The organism is Gilliamella mensalis (assembly GCF_900103085.1).
Taxonomy (GTDB): Bacteria; Pseudomonadota; Gammaproteobacteria; order Enterobacterales; family Orbaceae; genus Gilliamella; species Gilliamella mensalis.
In genome coordinates this window covers 1-19,238 of sequence record NZ_FMWR01000008.1, presented here as the reverse complement: position 1 = coordinate 19,238, position 19,238 = coordinate 1, and the positions used below count along the sequence as shown (strand labels likewise).

Genomic DNA, 19,238 nt, shown 5'->3' with positions numbered 1-19,238 from the left:
CTATTTTCATTGCTAAAATTGAAATTTTAAACAAGAAGTTTTTTATTAATAAAATATTATAAGAATAAAGTAAAAAAATATTTAATTTGATAAATTATTTTTACATAGTTATCTCGTCTAATGACAAGCTAAAACTTGGCGTAAAAATGTCTAAAAAGTAATTCATTTCAGGACTATTACGTTCAGATAAAGTCTTTTTTAAACGTTGCTCAGCCAATTTAAACTCATTATTACCTGCACTGAATTCTTCAATCGTTTTAAGATAAGCACATAATGCATCAGCTTGTTTTACGATGTTTTTTTCTGATTCATCATAAAAATCATCATCAATTAATGTTCTAAAATCATCTTGTAACTCTTCAGGGAGCATATTAATAAGTTTTTGTTGTGCTATTTTTTCAATCTTTTTATATTCAACCGTGATTTGCGGATTATAATACTTTGTAGGTGTTGGTAAGTCACCGGTTATGACCTCTGAAACATCATGATACATGGCTAATAATGCAATTCGCTCAGGATTCACATTACCATTAAATTTTTTGTTTTTAATTATAGCTAATGCATGTGCAACAAAAGCAACTTGTAAGCTATGCTCTGATACATTTTCAATTCTTACATTACGCATTAAAGGCCAACGGTTAATTAGTTTTAATCGTGATAAATGAGCAAAAAAATGGCTATTATTCATATTATTATCTCTTTAATATAAAATAAAAACGCTCCTATTAAAAATAGGAGCGTTCATAATATATAACAATATTACTTATGATTTTACGCTAAAACAAGCTGCTGCGTACCCAACGCAAGTGGTACCGTTTGCTCTTCAGTAAATGTCACATATTCCCATGCATCTTGTTTTGCAAGTAATGCTTGTAATAATTGGTTATTCAATGCATGACCTGATTTATAACAGATTACTTCACCAATCATATTATGACCACTCATATATAAATCACCGATAGTATCAAGCATTTTGTGGCGCACAAACTCATCTTCAAAACGCAAACCATCTTCATTAAGCACTTTATAATCATCAACTACAATTGCACAATCTAAACTACCACCTAAACATAAGCCTTTAGACTGTAACGCTTCGATATCACGCATAAAACCAAAAGTTCTAGCACGGCTAATCTGACGAATAAACGATTCGGATGAAAAATCTAATTGATAACGTTGCGAACTACTATCGATAGCCGGATGATGAAAATCAATAGTGAAATCTAATCTAAATCCACTATAAGGCCTTACTTCAGCCCATTTATCACCATTTTCAACTCGAACTGTTTCTTTTACGCGCAAAAACTTTTTAAGCGCATTTTGTTCCGCAACACCTGCATCAAGTAACAAATAAACAAAAGGACTTGCGCTACCGTCCATAATTGGTATTTCAGGGGCATTAACTTCAATAATAAGATTATCAATACCTAGCCCTGCTAAAGCAGAATTGATATGCTCAACAGTTGAAATACGAACATTGTCTTCGTTTACTAAACAAGTACAAAGCATTGTGTCGCGTACTGATTTTGCATCCACTGGAAAATCCACATATGGATTTAAATCAGTACGACGATAAATGATACCCGTGTTTTCAGGCGCAGGGCGTAATGTCAAAGTAACTTTCTTGCCAGTATGTAAACCAACACCAGTTGCTTGAATAGTCTTTTTTAATGTTCTTTGTTTCACTTTGCACCTACTTCTTGTCTGTTCTTATCGATTTTGACAATAAAAAATCAAATAAGTTCATTTTAATTCGCTTGCTTACGGATAAAAGCAGGAATATCTAAAATTTTATGATCTTCAAGAGCTGAAGCTGTTGGTTCATTAACAACCTTAGCTAGCTTCTCATCTCGTTGTCCTAACGTATTACTTTGCCCAAATAGTTCATTGTTCGGCACAGGTTTAGGTATTTTAACTTCTGGACGTCTATCCATACCAATACCGGTTGCCACCACTGTTACTCGAATTTCATCAGACATATCGGGATCAAAAGTTGTACCTACAACAACAGTAGCATTGTCAGAAGCAAATGCTCTAACTGTACTACCTACTGTTTCAAATTCTTCTAAACCAAGGTCTAATCCTGCTGTTACATTTACTAATACACCTCGAGCACCAGATAAATCGATATCTTCAAGTAGTGGGCTAGAAATTGCCATTTCAGCAGCTTCTTCTGCACGATTATCTCCACTTGCTCGACCTGAACCCATCATAGCATATCCCATTTCAGACATCACTGTTCTTACGTCAGCAAAGTCGACATTGATATGACCTGGTTTAGTAATAAGCTCAGCAATACCTTGTACAGCACCTTTTAAAACGCCATTGGCTGCAGCAAAAGCATCAAGTAATTTAACACCACGACCTAATACTTTTAATAACTTATCATTTGGAATAGTAATCAGTGAATCGACATGTTTTGCTAATTCAGAAATACCTTGTTCAGCAAAAGCCATACGTTTTTTACCCTCAAACCCAAACGGCTTGGTAACAACAGCAACAGTTAGAATACCTAATTCTTTTGCTATTTCCGCAACGACTGGCGCTGCACCTGTTCCGGTACCTCCACCCATTCCTGCTGCGATAAAAACCATATCAGCGCCTTCTATAGCACTACGGATAACCTCACGATCTTCTTCAGCAGAGTTTCTGCCAACTTCTGGATTAGCGCCCGCACCAAGTCCTTTAGTAACATTAGTACCGATTTGGATAGTTTGACCTACCTTAATTCTTTTTAATGCCTGTGCATCTGTATTTGCTGCAAAAAATTCAACACCTTCAATATGCTCGGCAATCATATGCTCGACAGCATTACCTCCGCCACCACCGACACCAATAACTTTAATGACTGCTGCTGGTTCATCATCTGCAACCATAGGCTCAAACATAACTTATCTCCAAATTTACGATCTAGTAACATTGTACAGATAATCGTCTACAATGTCCACGAAGTTCTTGAAATATATTAGCTAAAATTCTTTTTTAAACCAACCGGTCAATCGTTTAGCTATCCCTTTTAGTGATGATTTCTCACTACCTTTATCATCATCATTTAATAAACTTTGTTTACCATAATGCAATAACCCTATAGTTGTTGAACAATAAGGTTTTTGTACATAGTCTGTTAATCCAGATATATTTAATGGCTGCCCGATACGAACTTGATTTTGAAAAACTTTTTCGGCGCACTCGACCATTCCTTTTATTTGAGCCGCACCACCAGTTAATACAATACCTGCTGCCAATTGATATTTGATATTTTGTTTTTTTAGTTCTTCTTGCAATGCAATTAACTCTTTTTGTACTAACGAAAGAAGTTCTGAATAACGGGGTTCTATTACATCTGCAAGAGTTTGTCGTTGTAATGATCTAGACGGTCGTCCGCCAACACTGGGTACATCAATGACTTCATCTTTTCCAATGAGTGAACCTACAGCACATCCATAACGAATTTTAATATTTTCAGCATCCATCGGCGGTGCACCAAAAGCATAGGCAATATCACTAGTAACAACATTGCCAGCATAAGGAATGACAACAGAATGACGTAAAGCACCACCAGTATAAACCGTGACATCCATTGTGCCACCACCTATATCAATTACGCAAACACCTAGTTCTTTTTCATCATCCGTCAAAACTGCATAACTAGAAGCCAGTCCAGAAAAAATAAGTTGATCCACTTTTAATCCGCAACGTTCAACTGCTTTAACAATATTTCTAGCCATATCATTGTGACAGGTGACTAAATGAACTTTGGCTTTCATTCTTACCCCTGATAAGCCAATAGGGTTTTTAATGCCTTCTTGTAAATCAATAGAATATTCTTGCGCAATGACATGTAAAATACGGTGCTCATCTAAAATTCTAACTGACTTTGCTGTATGAACAACATTTTCTACATCCTCAGCGGTTACTTCTTCATCTGCTATAGGTACCATACCTATTTCATTTTGACAGCGGATATGTTTACCTGAAAGGCTTAAATATACTGAAGATATTTGACAATCAGCCATTAATTCTGCTTGATCAACCGCACGTTGGATTGATTTGACGACAGACTCAAGATCGTTCACTCCACCTTTATCTACTCCTTTAGATGGACAATGTCCCACTCCAATAATATTAACAATACCATCAGGAAGAACTTCACCAACAAGAGCGAGCACTTTGGAAGTACCAACTTCTAATCCAACGACCAATTTCTTTTCTGTTGCTTTCATACTTCAGCCTTAATTTATTCCTTACTGCACCATTTGTTCTCTTTGCACTGAAATACCATTTTCGTAACGTAAATCAGCTACCGTTATTCTTTCATTTTCTGGCACACTTGACTGAATTTCCGGAAATAATTTAATGAATTGTTGATATCGATGTTCAATATTTTCACTACCTAACAACAACTTTATTTCCTTATTTTCAATGCAAAAACCAGATGCACACTGTTTCACCATCAATTGCCATGCATTACGCTCATCAGTTATAGCTGCTTTTATATGTAATGCCAACTTATTATTAGCCAATTCTTTAGAAATACTCTCTAATTTATAATAGATTTCTAACGCCGTTTTTGCTTTACTCTCAGGACCATATAACCTTGGTAATTGTAATTCAGTAATACGGTCAAGCGGCACGCTAAATACATTACCATTTTTATCAAGTAAAAATAGGTCATTCCAATAAAGTACTGGCTTATATTCTTCCACATAGGTAATTAATCTGTCAGGCCACTGTTTACGTACACTGGTCTGTTTTACCCACGGAAATCGCATTACTTCTTGTTGTATATCGTTAACATCTTGTCCAATGTAGGTATTAGGTAACCCTAATCCTAAAATAGCTTGCCGAAGATCATCCTCAGTTGTATAGGTATGTTCGCCACTTAACGTTAATTGCGATAGTACCATTTGTTCAGGATCATCCATCCAATTTTTAAAGCTTTGAACGACCCAAATACTAATAAAAATAATCATAATAAAGAACAAAAAACCTATCAACTGTTCTGTATTATGAAAAATGAGTAACCGCCTTCCATTTCTATCTTCTCGTCTATGAGCCGCTTGCCGAACTCGTTTCATAAAATAAGGCCAATTATAGAGTTGCCAAATTTAAGATTCTGGCGACAAGTTCATTAAATGACCAACCATGTTGTTTTGCTGCCATTGGCACTAAGCTATGATCAGTCATACCTGGTGCTGTATTAACTTCAAGTAAATATGGATTTTGATTAGCATCAAACATAACATCTACCCTTCCCCAGCCTCTGCATCCTACTGCTTTATAAGCATCTAATGCTAATTTACGAATCTGTTGTTCTTTGTCATCTAGTAAACCACTTGGGCAAAAATACTGGGTAGTGTCAGATAAATATTTAGCATCATAATCATAAAATTTGCTTGCAGGCTTAATATGAATTGATGGTAAAACTTCTTCATCAACAATCGCCACTGTAAATTCAGGACCTGCCAAAAATGACTCAACCATCACTACACTATCATATTTAAAAGCCTCATTAATGGCTTGTTTCAATTCAGATTCTTGATTAACTCTAGCCATTCCAACACTTGAGCCTTCATGGCTTGGTTTAACAAACAGCGGTAAACCCAGTTGTTTAACAATAGCATCTGTATCTATTAATTGCGATTTTTCTACCATAACGTAATCAGCAACGGGTAAATTAAGCGATTTCCAAACTAATTTAGTTTTCAACTTATCCATAGTTAATGCTGATGACAAAACATCACTACCTGTATAAGGAATATTTTGGTAAGCCAAAATTGCTTGAACAATACCATCTTCCCCGCCACGTCCGTGCAGAATAACAAAAGCTTTTGTATAACCTTCTTCTTTTAAATTGGTAATAGGGTGATCTTTAGTATCAATAAGATGGGCATCAATACCATTTGCCAATAATCCTGCATGTACAGCCTTACCTGACTTAAGTGACACTTCCCGCTCAGCGGAGGTACCACCATACAATACAGCAACTTTATCTATCATTTTATAAAACCTCTTTTCAAGATAATTGAGTTTTGGCTAATTGGCGTGCTATACGACCAACACTACCAGCACCTTGTGTAATTAATAAATCACCACCTTTTAATATTTCTTGTATAATTTCTGGTAGCAAATCTAAATCAGAAACATAAATTGGATCAACTTTACCTCGATTACGAATCGAACGGCATAAAGATCGACTATCTGCACCAGCTATAGGTTGCTCACCTGCAGAATAGACATCTAATATGACAAGAGCATCAACTTGAGAAAGCACTTGTGCGAAATCATCAAATAAATCACGAGTACGCGTATATCGATGTGGCTGGAATAACATGACTAGTCTGCGATCTGGCCAACCATTTCTTGCCGCTTGAATAGTTGCATTAACTTCACTAGGATGATGACCATAATCATCAACCATCATAATATCTCCACCATCAACATGAGGGAAAACACCTAATAAATCAAACCGTCGACTGGTACCAGCAAATTTAGCTAATGCATTTATAATTGATTCATCACCAATACCCTCTTCAGTTGCAGCAATAATTGCAGCAGCCGAATTTAAAGCATTATGTCTACCTGGCGCATTCAATTCAATCTGCAAATCCTGACGATCGGGGCGACAAACCGTATAATAACTTATTCCTCGTTCTTGACGATAATTTTTAATAACTACATCAGCTTCGTCACTAAAACCATAAGTAATGACTTTACGTCCCACAATCGGTAATAATTCACGATTAATAGGATCGTCATAACACATAATAGCTAAACCATAAAATGGAAGATTACGTAAAAAGGAAATAAATGTTTGTTTAAGATTATCAACACTACCTTGATAAGTATCCATATGGTCTGGTTCGATATTGGTTACAATCGATACCATCGGTTGCAGATGAAGGAATGATGCATCACTTTCATCCGCTTCGGCAATAAAATAACGACTAATACCTAATTTCGCATGAGTTCCTGCCGCTTTAACTAGCCCACCATTGACAAAAGTTGGATCAAGTTTTGCTTCAGCATAAATAGCCGTAACCATCGCAGTTGTAGTTGTTTTGCCATGAGTACCAGCAATAGCAACTCCATAGCGAAAACGCATTAATTCAGCTAACATTTCAGCGCGTTGAATAACCGGTATCCGTGCTTCACGAGCAGCAATTACTTCAATATTATCTTGTGAAATAGCCGAAGATATAACAACAACACTAGAATTAATCACATTTTCAGCAGCGTGACCAATGACAATTTTTGCGCCTAATGTTTCTAGATGTTGAGTTACAGCATTTTCAACAATATCTGAACCACTAATTTCGTATCCTTCATTAGCTAGAACTTCAGCAATCCCGCCCATACCCGCGCCACCAATACCCACAAAGTGAATATGTTTAACTCGTTTCATTTCAGGAATAATGGCTCTTAACCTCGCTAATTCCCTTGTATTCACTATTGAACTCCTAATTACTCTTTTTGTTGTGTAGTGTACCGCGTCATACCATCATTGAACATTTGTATCGTGATTATTTTTCTTATCCCAAATAAATCATTGACTAAAACATGTACCCAACCTGAAACTTTTTGACAAAATTATTACATAAATTCATATCAAAAACTAATCATTTTATCACTGATTCAATGGTTTTAGCCACTTTTTCGGTGGAATTTACAATAGATAAACTTTTAGCTTTAATTGCCATTTCAAGTAACTTGTTACGATTCAAATTTAATAATAATTTTGATAACGATTCAACGTTAAAGTCGGGTTGTTCTATAATATTAGCAGCCCCTATATCCGCTAATGATTTTGCATTCCAAAATTGCTGGCGATCTTTGTGCATAAACGGAACGAAAATAGCTCCAATGCCCACTACTTCTATTTCACTAACGGTTAATGCTCCGCTGCGACAAATCACAATATCAGCCCAATTATATGCTTCTGTAACATCTGAGATAAATTCAGTCACTTTATTATTTGTCATATCACAATGTTGATAAGACTCAATTACTGAATTTAACATTCCTTTTCCTGTTTGATGCCAAACCACATATTTATCGGATAATTTTGCTACCACCTGAGGTACAATGTCGTTAATAATTTTAGCTCCTTGGCTTCCTCCCATAACTAATATTCTAATTGGTCCATCACGATCTTTGAGTCTTTCTTCTGGTTTTGCAACTGTTAAAAGATCACTGCGCACAGGATTCCCCACTACTTCAGCTTTAGCAAATGCAGTAGGGAATGCTTGCAAAACTTTAGTCGCAATTTTAGCCAGCCACTTATTAGTTAAACCAGCTATACCATTTTGTTCATGTAATACTATGGGTATGCCAAGTGTTTTTGCAGCGATGCCTCCTGGTCCAGAAACATATCCGCCCATACCTAAAACAACATCTGGTCGATATGCTTGCAAAATTTTTCGTGCTTGTAAAACCGCTTTTAGAATTTTATAAGGTGCCTTTAATAATGCCATAACACCTTTGCCTCGTAGCCCTGATATTTCGATAAAATTAATATCAATACCATTTTCAGGTACTAGGTGTGCTTCCATTCGATCGGCAGTACCTAACCATTTTACTTGCCAACCTTGCTTCATCAAATAATGCGCAACAGCAATTCCCGGAAAAACATGTCCCCCTGTTCCTCCTGCCATAACTAATAATTTTTTCATTATTTTATTAACCTTATTCTTGCTTGCGCTTGTTGTTGCCTAAATTCAAAATCTATTCTGAGCAATATTGCTGCCGCAATACTCATCACAATAAGGCTTGAACCACCATAACTAATAAATGGCAATGTTAATCCTTTAGTCGGTAACATACCAGATGTAACACCAACATTTACAAATGTTTGAAAACCGAACCATATTCCAATTTCACAGGCTAAATACCCTGAAAATATTGAGCCCTCATTCAGTGCTCGATAACCAATTGCAAGCGCCTTAAATGTCAAAAAGAAAAGTAATGACAATAAAACAACTACACCTATATATCCATACTCTTCAGAAATAATTGAAAAAATAAAATCTGTATGGCATTCAGGTAAATAACCTAATTTCAGTATAGAATTTCCCATACCTTGCCCAGTAACGCCTCCACTACCAATTGCCATTAATGAGGCAACTAATTGATAACCAGATCCTGTGGCATCTTGCCAAGGATCAAGAAAGGTTAACAGTCGAGTTAAACGGTAAGCCTCGTATAAAATCAAACAAATCACTGCACCAACACCTGTTAGCAAAATGGCAATAAACTGCCACAATTGGGCACCAGCAATAAATAGGATACCAATAGTCACCATAAATAAAACAATAACCGTACCTAAATCGGGTTGCTTAAGTAACAAAATTGAAAGTACGGCCATAACAACCATTGGTTTAAAAAATCCCCAAAAACCACTTTGCACTTCTTCAGACTTGCGTGATAAGTAACCCGCTAAAAATAAAAAGAGTGCTAATTTTGAAAGTTCTGCCGGTTGAAAATTAAACACCCCTAGAGGTATCCAGCGGGATGCTCCATTAATTGAAGAACCAATACCTAACACAACGATTAACATAATAATAGCTATAATTAATAATATTGAGCCAAACTGTTGCCAACGTTGCATCGGGATATATAGCGTAATAGACATAAAAAATAGTGATAGCCCTAACTGAATAAGCTCTCGTTGTGTATAAAAGAACGGGTTATTATCATTAAATGACATCGAAGCGGATGTCACCATGATCAAACCAAAAATCATTAAACCTAATACGGTCCATAGTAATTGATTATCAAATGGTATATGTGGATTAACATGTTTTTTTAACCCGAAAAATGTCATTTTTCACTTCCTTGAGTATATTGTTCAGCAAGTTGTGCAAACTGTTTTCCGCGTTCAATATAATTTTTAAATTGATCCAAACTTGCACAAGCAGGGGAAAGTAGAACCACGTCATTTGACACTACTTTCTGAGCAATAATTTGCATTGCTTCACTGAGTGTTTCAGTTACGGTTGTCACATGAGGCGCTAGCTTAGCAAGGATAAAACGATCGCGACCAAAACAAAAAATTTCAAGATTTCGGTTTTCAAAATAAGGAATCAATGGCGAAAAGTCTGCTGATTTACCATCCCCTCCTAATAATAAATATAATTTACCCCTGCAAACAACACTGTTTAAAGCAGCTTCAGTGCTACCCACATTGGTTGCTTTGGAATCATTAATCCACTTCACACCATTTTTTTCCCACACTAATTCAAAACGATGTGATAAACCATGGAATGAAACAATTGTTGCCATGCTTGATTCTCGTGAAATTTTCAATTTATCAGCTATTGCTAAAGCCGCTAATGCATTCAGATAATTATGGCATCCAGTTAGTTTCATTCTTTTTGTCGCTAACACTCGGTGCTCTTGTGCAATTAGATGTTCATAGTGGAAATCTAAATGGTAATTACCTTTATTTACACCAAATGAAACACAGTCTTTTGATTTATCAGTTGGAATGGTCAACTTATCATCATAGTTAATTACGCAATACTTTGCGTTATGATAAATACGCTGCTTAGCCTGAACATATTGCATTAAACCAAGAGGGTAGCGATCCATATGATCTTCTGAAATATTTAAAATTGTTGCAACTGTTGCTTGTAAACTGTAAGTTGTTTCTAATTGAAAGCTTGATAATTCAAGCACATATACATCGTAATCTTGATTTAAAAGGCATAATGCTGGTTCACCTATATTCCCACCAACACCAACTTTAATACCTGATGATTTAATTATATCACCAACAAGAGTTGTCACCGTTGTTTTACCATTAGCACCTGTGATAGCGACAATTTTTTTATTAGATTGGGCATTTACTTCACGGCAAAAGAGCTCAATATCTCCTATAATCTCAACCCCTTTTTTAGCTGCTTGTTGCATTTCAGGGGTAGATAAAGCAATGCCAGGGCTGGCAATTATTAAGTCAGCATCAAGCATCCAATCAATATTTAGCTCGCCTAAGTGACACGCAACACGTTTATCTAATTGTTCAATCCCTGATGGCGATGGACGTGTATCAATAACTTTAGGTATAACATTTTGCGCAAGAAAATAGTCAATACAAGAAAGTCCTGTGACACCTAAACCAATAATAACGACTTTTTTTCCTTGATAGCTAACCATGATTCAATCCTGATATTTTTTATTAACGTAATTTCAAAGTTAATAAGCCTATAACAACTAACATCAATGAAATTATCCAGAACCGTACAATAACACGTGGTTCTGGCCAACCTTTTAATTCATAATGATGATGAATTGGTGCCATACGAAAAATTCTTTTACCACGTAATTTAAATGATCCTACTTGCAGAATTACTGACAGCGTTTCGATAACAAAGATCCCCCCCATAATGAGTAATAAAAACTCTTGTCGTAATAAAACCGCAATAACGCCAAACACCCCGCCCAAGGCTAGCGATCCAACATCTCCCATAAAAACCATTGCGGGGTATGTGTTAAACCATAAAAAACCAAGTCCCGCACCAATAATTGCAGTACAGACTATCATCAATTCACCACTAAATTTAATGTAAGGGACATTTAAGTAAGCTGCAAAATTAACGTTTCCTGTGGCCCAAGCTACAAGCGTAAACCCTGCTGCTACAAAAACAGTTGGCATAATGGCTAATCCATCAAGCCCATCAGTTAAATTAACCGCATTACCTGCACCAACAATAACCACGTAGGTGAACAAAATAAACCATAATCCTAATTGAGGTAAAACGTCTTTAAAAAATGGTACAACTAACACGGTGACTGGAGTGTTTTTACCATAAATATAAAGACCAAATGCAACAATTAAGGCAATAACAGATTGCCAAAAATATTTCCATCTAGCAATTAGCCCTGCGCTATTTTTACGAATAACCTTTAAATAATCATCAGCAAAACCAATAACTCCATAACCAATTAAAACAAACAAAGTTACCCAAATATAAGGATTACGCAAATCTGCCCATAACAATACCGATAATGAAATTGAAGCTAAAATTAGCGTCCCTCCCATAGTTGGCGTTCCCTTTTTGCTTAAATGCGATTCAGGACCATCATGACGAACAACTTGACCTATTTGTAGTTTTTGCAACCAATCAATGACTTTTTGCCCCATAAATAATGAAATTGCTAACGAGGTTAATAAACCTAAAATAGCTCTTACTGTTAAATAAGAGATAACATTAAAAAAGCTAAAATGTTTAACTAAACATTCTGATATCCACAGCAACATAATTTTAATCCTGACTCATTTTGAATTGTTCAAGTTGAATTTTTTCGATAAGTTCTTCCATTTTAGCACTACGCGAACCTTTAACTAACATAGTTAAAGTTGAATATTGACGTAATAACGTTAACAGAAAATTCACAGCATCTTGTTTATTATTAAAATGGTGACCCACACCACTATACTGGCTAATAAATTGACTTAATTTACCGACACTAACGACACAATCAAGTTTTTCTTGATGAGCAAGTTGACCTATTTGCCGATGATATTGTTCAGCTTCAGGTCCTAGCTCGCCCATATCACCAACAACTAAAATTCGATATCCTGGCTCTTTTGCTAAAACTTTAACCGCTGCCGACATTGAACTCACATTGGCATTATAAGTATCATCCCAAATTAATTGGGTTTGATTTAATTTTATTGGAAATAACCGCCCTTTTACGGGCTTTAATGTGGCTAAACCTTGCTGAATTTGATTCAAAGTTGCACCAACAGAGAGCGCTAAAGCAGCTGCCGCAATAGCATTTGAAATATTATGCTTCCCAACTAGAGGCAACATAATTTTACATTCACCTTGAGGTGTATGTAATATAAATGTTGTGGTTTGAGCATGTTGAATATTGCTAGCATAAAAATCGGCTGATGAATTGGCCAACGAAAATGTCCAAACTGTTTTATTTGTTAGCTGAGTAAACCATTTATCTGAACAACTATCTAAATTAATAATAGCAGTACCATGATCAGATAATCCTTGAAAAATTTCACCTTTCGCTTTTGCCACACCTTCAAGCGAGCCAAAACCTTCGATATGTGCTTCTGCGATATTATTAATTAAAGCGCTTTGTGGTTTAACGATATTTGTTGTATAGGCAATTTCGCCAATATGATTAGCACCTAGTTCTATCACTGCAAACTGGTCTTGCTCTGTTAAGCGAAATAGTGTTAATGGTACACCAATATCGTTATTAAAATTGCCCTGAGTATAAAGTGTTTGTCCACAATATTGAAGAATGGTCGCAGTCATTTCCTTAACAGAAGTTTTTCCTGATGATCCTGTCAAGGCAACAATTTTAGCCCTGCTTTGCTCACGAAGAAAAGATGCTATTTGGCCTAGTGCTTGCCGAGTATCATCAACTACTATCTGTGGTAATAAATCATCGTCAATTTTATGATTAACAAGGACGGCCATTGCGCCATCTTTAATGGCTTGTTGAGTAAAGCTATGTCCATCAAAATTATCACCAACTAACGCAATAAACAACGAATTTTGGGTGATTTCCCGAGAATCGCTACAAATAGAATCAATAATTCTATTTTCATCTTGAAGATAATAAGACTGACCATTCACTACTTCCTTTATTTGTTTAAGCTCCAATGGCATCATGATTGATTTTCTACTCCTAAAAGCCGTTTCACTGTTTCTTGATCTGAATAGTGATATTTAGTTTTACCAACTATTTGATAATCTTCATGCCCTTTACCTGCGATTAGAATCACATCATTAGGCTTTGCTTTCTCTAATGTTTGAGTAATAGCTTGAACTCTATCGGTGATTATCTGTATGTTGTCGGTATAATGTAAACCTTGTTGAATGTCGCGAATAATTTTCATTTCATTCTCAGTGCGTGGATTATCATTAGTCAGAATAATTTTGTCTGCAAATTGTTCTGCTATTTCACCCATTAAAGGTCTTTTTCCGGTATCCCTATCCCCACCACAACCAAAAATTACCCATAATAAACCTTTACAGTGTATTCGGCAGGCTTGTAAAGCTTTTTGTAATGCATCTGGAGTATGCGCGTAATCAACAATAACTGTTGGGCTATTTTTTACGTGGAAAACTTCCATTCGGCCACAAATGGGTTTTAAAAAACAAGCCATATTAACGACTGCAAAAAATGGATAGTTCAATGTTAAAAGAGTAGCTATAGCTAATAACAAATTAGAAACATTAAATTCACCTAATAATCGGCTATTGATAATGGCGTTACCCCAACTTGATTCCATATGAATTTTGGCACCTTTATCGTGATAATCAATCATAGAAACCCCAACATAAGGTATATTTAATGCTTTTAACTGACGTAATGATTTAGGTTGGCACGATACAGCGGTTACTTGCGGAAGTTTTTCAATCCACCTTTTGCCATATTTATCATCATAATTAATAATCGATTTACCTGCAGATAAAACTTGTTTTTCTTTTTCATCGGGACTAAATAAAGACCATTTTGCTTTGGCATATTTGCTCATAGTTTTATGATAATCAAGATGATCACGGCTTAAATTAGTAAATACAGTAGCCGCGCAATTGAGCCCTTTTACACGATCCATGGCAAGTCCGTGAGAAGAAATCTCCATTGTCACAACTTTGACTTGTTTTTTTACAAAATCAGCTAATAATGTTTGTACCTCTATTGCTGAAGCGGTCGTATTAGCAGACGGCTCAAGTTGATTATAAATTCCATTACCAATGGTTCCCATTAGTGCGGATTTTTCATTCAATAATTTTACACATTGGGCAATAAGCTGAGTAACGGTTGTTTTTCCATTAGTCCCTGTCACGCCAATAACGGATAATTTTTTTGATGGAGAATGATAAAAATCATTAGCAATCAATGATAAACGTTGTGAGAGTTGAAAAACACTAATTTGTGGAATTATAGATTTATCATCTTGCTTAATATAGCCAATTTTTAAATCATTTGATTTTCTATTCGTTTCTGTTAAGACAACAACAGCTCCAGCTAAAATAGCTTGAGGAATAAATGCTCGACCATCAACCGTATGCCCTTTGATAGCGACAAACACATCGTTTTTTTCCACTTTACGGCTATCAATACGTAAATGATTAAGCGGAAAATTGTCTAATTTTAGATTACGACTTCCACCTAATAATTCAAATAATTTTTTAAATGAGCTTGTTGCCTTCATTCTCCACCTATTAATAAATAATCATTTGACCATCAACTTGACGATCTGGTTTTACATTCATCGTTCGAAGAACGCCTCCCATAATGCGACTAAAAACAGGTGCAGAAACGGAGCCACCGTAATATTGACCTGCTTTGGGATTATCAATAACAACTACAAGAGAATATTTTGGTCCCGTTGCTGGTGCAATACCTGCGGTATAAGCTAAATATTGATTAACATACCGCCCACCAGATAATTTTTTGGCTGTTCCTGTTTTAACTCCAACACTATAACCGGGAACCGATGCTTTGGTGCCCCCCCCAGTAATAGCCACCGCTTCCATTAATTGAACTACTGTTTTTGCTACTTTTTCAGGAACTACCCGTACACCTTTAACTCGTTCCGTGACTTTTAAAATTGAAACGGGTCGATAAATTCCATAACTACCAATGGTTGCATAAGCTCTTGCTAATTGTAATGGGGTGACACTTAATCCATATCCAAAAGCGAATGTAGCTCGTTCAATATCAGCCCATTTTCTTGTTCTGTCTGCTGCAATTGAACCACTTACCTCACCACCTAAACCAAGCCCAGTTGGTTGTCCTAATCCAAAACGACTGTAATATTCAACCAGATCGCCCGATTGCATCTGTAACGCTAACTTACTAACACCAACATTACTTGATTTTTCTAAAATCCCCGCCAAATTCAATGTTTTTTGATACGATACATCTTTAATTTCATAACGATTTACTAAAAATGGTCTCGTATCAATAATAGTATTTAAATTAGCAATATTTTTTTCTAAAGCAGCCATTACCACTAAAGGTTTAACCGTAGAGCCTGGTTCAAACGCATCGGTAACAGCTCTATTTCTCAATAAACTATAATCAATCGATGAACGATTATTGGGATTATAAGATGGACTGGTTGCCATTGCTAAAATCTCACCGGTATGTACATCAATCAACACCGCTGTTCCACTATCTGCTTTATTAAATTCAACAGCTTGACTAAGTTCGCTATATACTAGCGATTGTAAACGTTCGTCTATACTAAGTGTTAAATCTGATGCTTTCTCACTGTCTGTACGTTCCAATTCTTCAATCACACGACCTACTCGGTCACGCCGCACTATTCTTTGCCCAGATTCACCAATCAACCATTTATTAAAGCTTTTTTCAATACCCTCGGAACCTTTTTCTGTACCATTTTCATCAATATCTGTTAAACCAACTAATTGGGCTATATTTTCTGCTGCTGGATAATAGCGTTTAGAAGTTTTCGCAAATGATATTCCCGGTAATTTTAGCTTTTTCAAATAATCAGATATTGTTGGCGTTACTTGTTTAGACAAATAAACAAAGCGCATTGATGGATTACCTAATTTTTGCTCTAATGTTGACATGGGGATATTTAACGTTTTAGCTAACCCTTGCCACCTAATATCATCAGCTTTAACACCACCTTTTTGTACAACTATTTTAGGATCTGCCCAAACATCAAACATTGGCACACTTACGGCTAATGCTCGACCGTTACGATCGGTGATCATGGCTCTTGGCGCATCCATTTCTTGGTGACGAAGCGAACGTTTATTACCTTCGGCAATAAGTCTATCTGGCTCAATAATTTGTAACAATGCCATTCGAACAATAAGACAAATAATTGCAAAAATAATAAGACTATATACAATATAAAAACGATTTGGTGTAAAAAATTGTTTTTTAGCAATTAACTTATTTGTTTTATTAGCCTTTTTAGTTTTGTTTTTTTTATGTTTAGTGACAGATTTCATTATTTACTCTTTATCACAATAACTGTTTCATTTTGCGGTGTCACATAAGACATACCTAATCTGTTTTTAGCTTTCTCTTCAATACGTTTTGGATCAGCAAGTACATTTTCTTCAATAACTAAATTCCGCCACTCGCTTTCTAATACATCGTGTTCTAACAAAAGTTGTTCACGCTCAAATAACTGTTTACGAACTTGTTGCGTTGTTATTAATACAGCACCAGCAGAAATAATAATCATCACGAGTAATAACAATGAAATTTTTTGATGCCCAAACAAATCACCAATAATTAAACCAAATAAGCTTTTACTTGGTCTTTTTTGAAGATTTTTATCAATATAGGTTTTATCTGGAAAAGTATCATTGTTTTGGTTACTATTCATTTTTTCCTTTCTGCTACCCTTAATATTGCACTTCGAGAACGAGGATTATTATTAATTTCCATAGTAGTAGGTTTAATTTTGCCAAAAGATTTTAATTTAGCGCCACCATATTGGTTAATTTGTTGCTCTGTTAGTGGTAATCGAGCAGGTAAATCTGGACCTTTACTCTGTTTACTAATAAATTGCTTTACAATTCTATCTTCTAGAGAATGAAAGCTAATAACAGCAAGCCTTCCATGATTGGCAAGAACAGATAAACTACTATTTAATGCTTGCTCAACTTCTTCTAATTCACTATTAATATAAATACGGATAGCCTGAAAACTACGTGTAGCTGGATGCTTGTTTTTATCTTTTCTTGGCGTTGCTTGTTCAATTAAATTAGCTAAATCCAATGTACGAGTGATCGGTGAAACTTTATTTTGTTCCACGATCGCTCGAGCAATACGTTTAGCAAATTTCTCTTCACCGAATGTCTTTAATACCCATGCAATATTTTCTTCATCACTGCTGAGTAACCATTCACTTGCAGTTAAACCTTTATGATTGTTCATGCGCATATCAAGTGGTCCATCGCGCATAAAAGAAAATCCCCTTTCAGGGTCATCAAGCTGTGGTGATGAAACACCAAGGTCTAACAAGACACCATCAATTTCACCCAATAATCCTAACTCATTAATATATTGGTATATATTTGAAAACTCACCACGAATAAAAGTAAATCTTGGATCTGTTATCTGTAAAGCAGCTTGCTCAGCATGCTCATCACGATCAATCGCAATCAATCGCCCTTGTGCACCTAGTTTTTCAAGTATTAAACGAGTATGACCGCCTCGCCCAAAGGTACCATCAACATAAATGCCATCTTTTTTTATATTTAATGCCTCTACAGCTTCGTTTAATAAAACCGTTGTATGTTGATAAACCATTAATCTTTTACTCTTATTAAATAGTTAAACTTTTTAAATTATCTGATAAATTTTCAATATCTGTAGGTAACGCAGCAATATCATCACTAATTTGTTGATACCAAATTGTTTCATCCCAAATTTCAAATTTATTAGATTGGCCAACAAACATTGTATTTTTCTCTAATTTTGCATAAGTACGTAATGTAGACGGCAATAAAATCCGACCTGAATTATCCATCAGACACTCAATTGCATAGCCCAATAGCAATCGCTTAATTCTACGTTCAACTTCAACAATTGTTGATAATGTCGCAAGTTGTTGTTCGATGCATTTCCACTCAGACATTGAATAAAGCGTCAAGCAAGGATGATATAAACCAATTGTGCAAACCATACCTTCAGATAAAAATTCACGGTAACGAGTAGGAATAGCTAACCGCCCTTTATTATCTAAATTGATTAAAATTGCACCGCTAAACATAAATGCACCATTATTTATTAATTTCTCATTAGTTTTTAATCAATAGAAATCAACGTGTTAATAAACAACCCTATTTTTACCACTTAACCCCACTTTTTACCACAAAAGTTTATAAAATAATAGGTACTTGGTTAATTATTTATAAAAGATTGATATTTGTCCTATAAATGGACAAATATCACAAAAAATCATAGAGAGAAACATATTATAGTTAAAAAATTTAAAGGACAGTTTAAAACAACAATTGGTAAATTGTGCCTTAACCAATCCCTACCTTTTTATTGGCGAGTTAGCTAAACATTTTGGAGTAGGCGACGCAACATTAGACGAGTGAATTAGCTATTTTTTACAATAAAAAAAATTATCTATATCAAAAAAATATTAATTAAAAGAGATTAAATTTTTCGTTAAAATAATCTATAATAATCGCTCAATATTGAAATAATCATAATAAAACAATATGATAGCTATACACAAATAACATAACTAAAAA

Annotated in this window: 17 protein-coding genes; all 17 read right to left on the bottom strand. The window is 35.3% G+C overall.

The annotated features are described in order from the left end of the window. Positions 1–100: 100 nt before the first annotated feature. Positions 101–688, bottom strand: coding sequence for a 5'-deoxynucleotidase (yfbR, locus tag BQ5209_RS04030; protein ID WP_085247273.1), 588 nt, complete (start codon positions 686–688; stop codon positions 101–103). 83 nt (positions 689–771) lie between these two features. After that, a complete protein-coding gene (lpxC, locus tag BQ5209_RS04025; protein WP_085247272.1) occupies positions 772–1,686 on the bottom strand; it encodes a UDP-3-O-acyl-N-acetylglucosamine deacetylase in 915 nt (304 codons plus the stop codon). A 62-nt stretch (positions 1,687–1,748) separates the two neighbouring features. Beyond that, entirely contained in the window at positions 1,749–2,888 is a 1,140-nt protein-coding gene (gene ftsZ / locus BQ5209_RS04020; RefSeq protein ID WP_085247271.1) for a cell division protein FtsZ, read from the bottom strand. An 81-nt stretch (positions 2,889–2,969) separates the two neighbouring features. Next, positions 2,970–4,223, bottom strand: coding sequence for a cell division protein FtsA (gene ftsA, locus BQ5209_RS04015; protein ID WP_085247270.1), 1,254 nt, complete (start codon positions 4,221–4,223; stop codon positions 2,970–2,972). A gap of 21 nt (positions 4,224–4,244) precedes the next feature. Then, positions 4,245–5,078 carry a cell division protein FtsQ/DivIB gene (locus BQ5209_RS04010; protein ID WP_085247269.1) on the bottom strand — a complete coding sequence of 278 codons (834 nt, stop codon included), beginning with the start codon at positions 5,076–5,078 and terminating at the stop codon, positions 4,245–4,247. A 13-nt stretch (positions 5,079–5,091) separates the two neighbouring features. Next, on the bottom strand, positions 5,092–6,000 hold the full coding sequence (locus tag BQ5209_RS04005; protein ID WP_085247268.1) for a D-alanine--D-alanine ligase: 909 nt from the start codon (positions 5,998–6,000) through the stop codon (positions 5,092–5,094). 16 nt (positions 6,001–6,016) lie between these two features. After that, the gene (gene murC, locus BQ5209_RS04000) at positions 6,017–7,450 is read right to left on the bottom strand and encodes a UDP-N-acetylmuramate--L-alanine ligase (RefSeq protein WP_085247267.1); all 1,434 of its coding nucleotides are present in this window, start codon (positions 7,448–7,450) and stop codon (positions 6,017–6,019) included. Positions 7,451–7,619: 169 nt separating this feature from the next. Continuing rightward, the gene (gene murG, locus BQ5209_RS03995) at positions 7,620–8,672 is read right to left on the bottom strand and encodes an undecaprenyldiphospho-muramoylpentapeptide beta-N-acetylglucosaminyltransferase (protein ID WP_085247266.1); all 1,053 of its coding nucleotides are present in this window, start codon (positions 8,670–8,672) and stop codon (positions 7,620–7,622) included. After that, complete coding sequence (gene ftsW / locus BQ5209_RS03990; protein ID WP_085247265.1) at positions 8,672–9,823, bottom strand: cell division protein FtsW; 1,152 nt, start codon at positions 9,821–9,823, stop codon at positions 8,672–8,674. Before ftsW ends, murG begins: the two co-directional genes overlap by 1 nt. Continuing rightward, complete coding sequence (gene murD, locus BQ5209_RS03985; protein ID WP_085247264.1) at positions 9,820–11,154, bottom strand: UDP-N-acetylmuramoyl-L-alanine--D-glutamate ligase; 1,335 nt, start codon at positions 11,152–11,154, stop codon at positions 9,820–9,822. Before murD ends, ftsW begins: the two co-directional genes overlap by 4 nt. A gap of 22 nt (positions 11,155–11,176) precedes the next feature. Next, positions 11,177–12,259 (bottom strand): phospho-N-acetylmuramoyl-pentapeptide-transferase, encoded by a 1,083-nt coding sequence (gene mraY, locus BQ5209_RS03980; RefSeq protein ID WP_085247263.1) that lies wholly within the window; start codon positions 12,257–12,259, stop codon positions 11,177–11,179. A gap of 4 nt (positions 12,260–12,263) precedes the next feature. Continuing rightward, complete coding sequence (gene murF / locus BQ5209_RS03975) at positions 12,264–13,640, bottom strand: UDP-N-acetylmuramoyl-tripeptide--D-alanyl-D-alanine ligase (RefSeq protein WP_085247262.1); 1,377 nt, start codon at positions 13,638–13,640, stop codon at positions 12,264–12,266. Continuing rightward, positions 13,637–15,190: a UDP-N-acetylmuramoyl-L-alanyl-D-glutamate--2,6-diaminopimelate ligase gene (gene murE, locus BQ5209_RS03970; RefSeq protein WP_085247261.1), complete on the bottom strand. Its 1,554-nt coding sequence runs from the start codon at positions 15,188–15,190 to the stop codon at positions 13,637–13,639. The genes murF and murE overlap by 4 nt, the downstream gene beginning before the upstream one ends. A 10-nt stretch (positions 15,191–15,200) precedes the next feature. Then, positions 15,201–16,970, bottom strand: a complete 1,770-nt coding sequence (locus BQ5209_RS03965) for a penicillin-binding transpeptidase domain-containing protein (RefSeq protein WP_085247260.1) — start codon at positions 16,968–16,970, stop codon at positions 15,201–15,203. After that, positions 16,970–17,353 (bottom strand): cell division protein FtsL, encoded by a 384-nt coding sequence (gene ftsL, locus BQ5209_RS03960; protein ID WP_085247259.1) that lies wholly within the window; start codon positions 17,351–17,353, stop codon positions 16,970–16,972. Before ftsL ends, BQ5209_RS03965 begins: the two co-directional genes overlap by 1 nt. After that, positions 17,350–18,282, bottom strand: coding sequence for a 16S rRNA (cytosine(1402)-N(4))-methyltransferase RsmH (rsmH, locus tag BQ5209_RS03955; RefSeq protein ID WP_085247258.1), 933 nt, complete (start codon positions 18,280–18,282; stop codon positions 17,350–17,352). The genes ftsL and rsmH overlap by 4 nt, the downstream gene beginning before the upstream one ends. Before the next feature lie 16 nt (positions 18,283–18,298). Then, on the bottom strand, positions 18,299–18,745 hold the full coding sequence (mraZ, locus tag BQ5209_RS03950; protein WP_085247257.1) for a division/cell wall cluster transcriptional repressor MraZ: 447 nt from the start codon (positions 18,743–18,745) through the stop codon (positions 18,299–18,301). Between the last annotated feature and the right edge of the window lie 493 nt (positions 18,746–19,238).

Coding starts and splice junctions, on each gene's coding strand:
- yfbR (WP_085247273.1), bottom strand. CDS start 688: ATGAATAATAGCCATTTTTTTGCTCATTTATCACGATTAAAACTAATT.
- ftsZ (WP_085247271.1), bottom strand. CDS start 2,888: ATGTTTGAGCCTATGGTTGCAGATGATGAACCAGCAGCAGTCATTAAA.
- ftsA (WP_085247270.1), bottom strand. CDS start 4,223: ATGAAAGCAACAGAAAAGAAATTGGTCGTTGGATTAGAAGTTGGTACT.
- BQ5209_RS04010 (WP_085247269.1), bottom strand. CDS start 5,078: ATGAAACGAGTTCGGCAAGCGGCTCATAGACGAGAAGATAGAAATGGA.
- BQ5209_RS04005 (WP_085247268.1), bottom strand. CDS start 6,000: ATGATAGATAAAGTTGCTGTATTGTATGGTGGTACCTCCGCTGAGCGG.
- murG (WP_085247266.1), bottom strand. CDS start 8,672: ATGAAAAAATTATTAGTTATGGCAGGAGGAACAGGGGGACATGTTTTT.
- ftsW (WP_085247265.1), bottom strand. CDS start 9,823: ATGACATTTTTCGGGTTAAAAAAACATGTTAATCCACATATACCATTT.
- murD (WP_085247264.1), bottom strand. CDS start 11,154: ATGGTTAGCTATCAAGGAAAAAAAGTCGTTATTATTGGTTTAGGTGTC.
- mraY (WP_085247263.1), bottom strand. CDS start 12,259: ATGTTGCTGTGGATATCAGAATGTTTAGTTAAACATTTTAGCTTTTTT.
- murF (WP_085247262.1), bottom strand. CDS start 13,640: ATGATGCCATTGGAGCTTAAACAAATAAAGGAAGTAGTGAATGGTCAG.
- murE (WP_085247261.1), bottom strand. CDS start 15,190: ATGAAGGCAACAAGCTCATTTAAAAAATTATTTGAATTATTAGGTGGA.
- BQ5209_RS03965 (WP_085247260.1), bottom strand. CDS start 16,970: ATGAAATCTGTCACTAAACATAAAAAAAACAAAACTAAAAAGGCTAAT.
- ftsL (WP_085247259.1), bottom strand. CDS start 17,353: ATGAATAGTAACCAAAACAATGATACTTTTCCAGATAAAACCTATATT.
- rsmH (WP_085247258.1), bottom strand. CDS start 18,282: ATGGTTTATCAACATACAACGGTTTTATTAAACGAAGCTGTAGAGGCA.
- mraZ (WP_085247257.1), bottom strand. CDS start 18,745: ATGTTTAGCGGTGCAATTTTAATCAATTTAGATAATAAAGGGCGGTTA.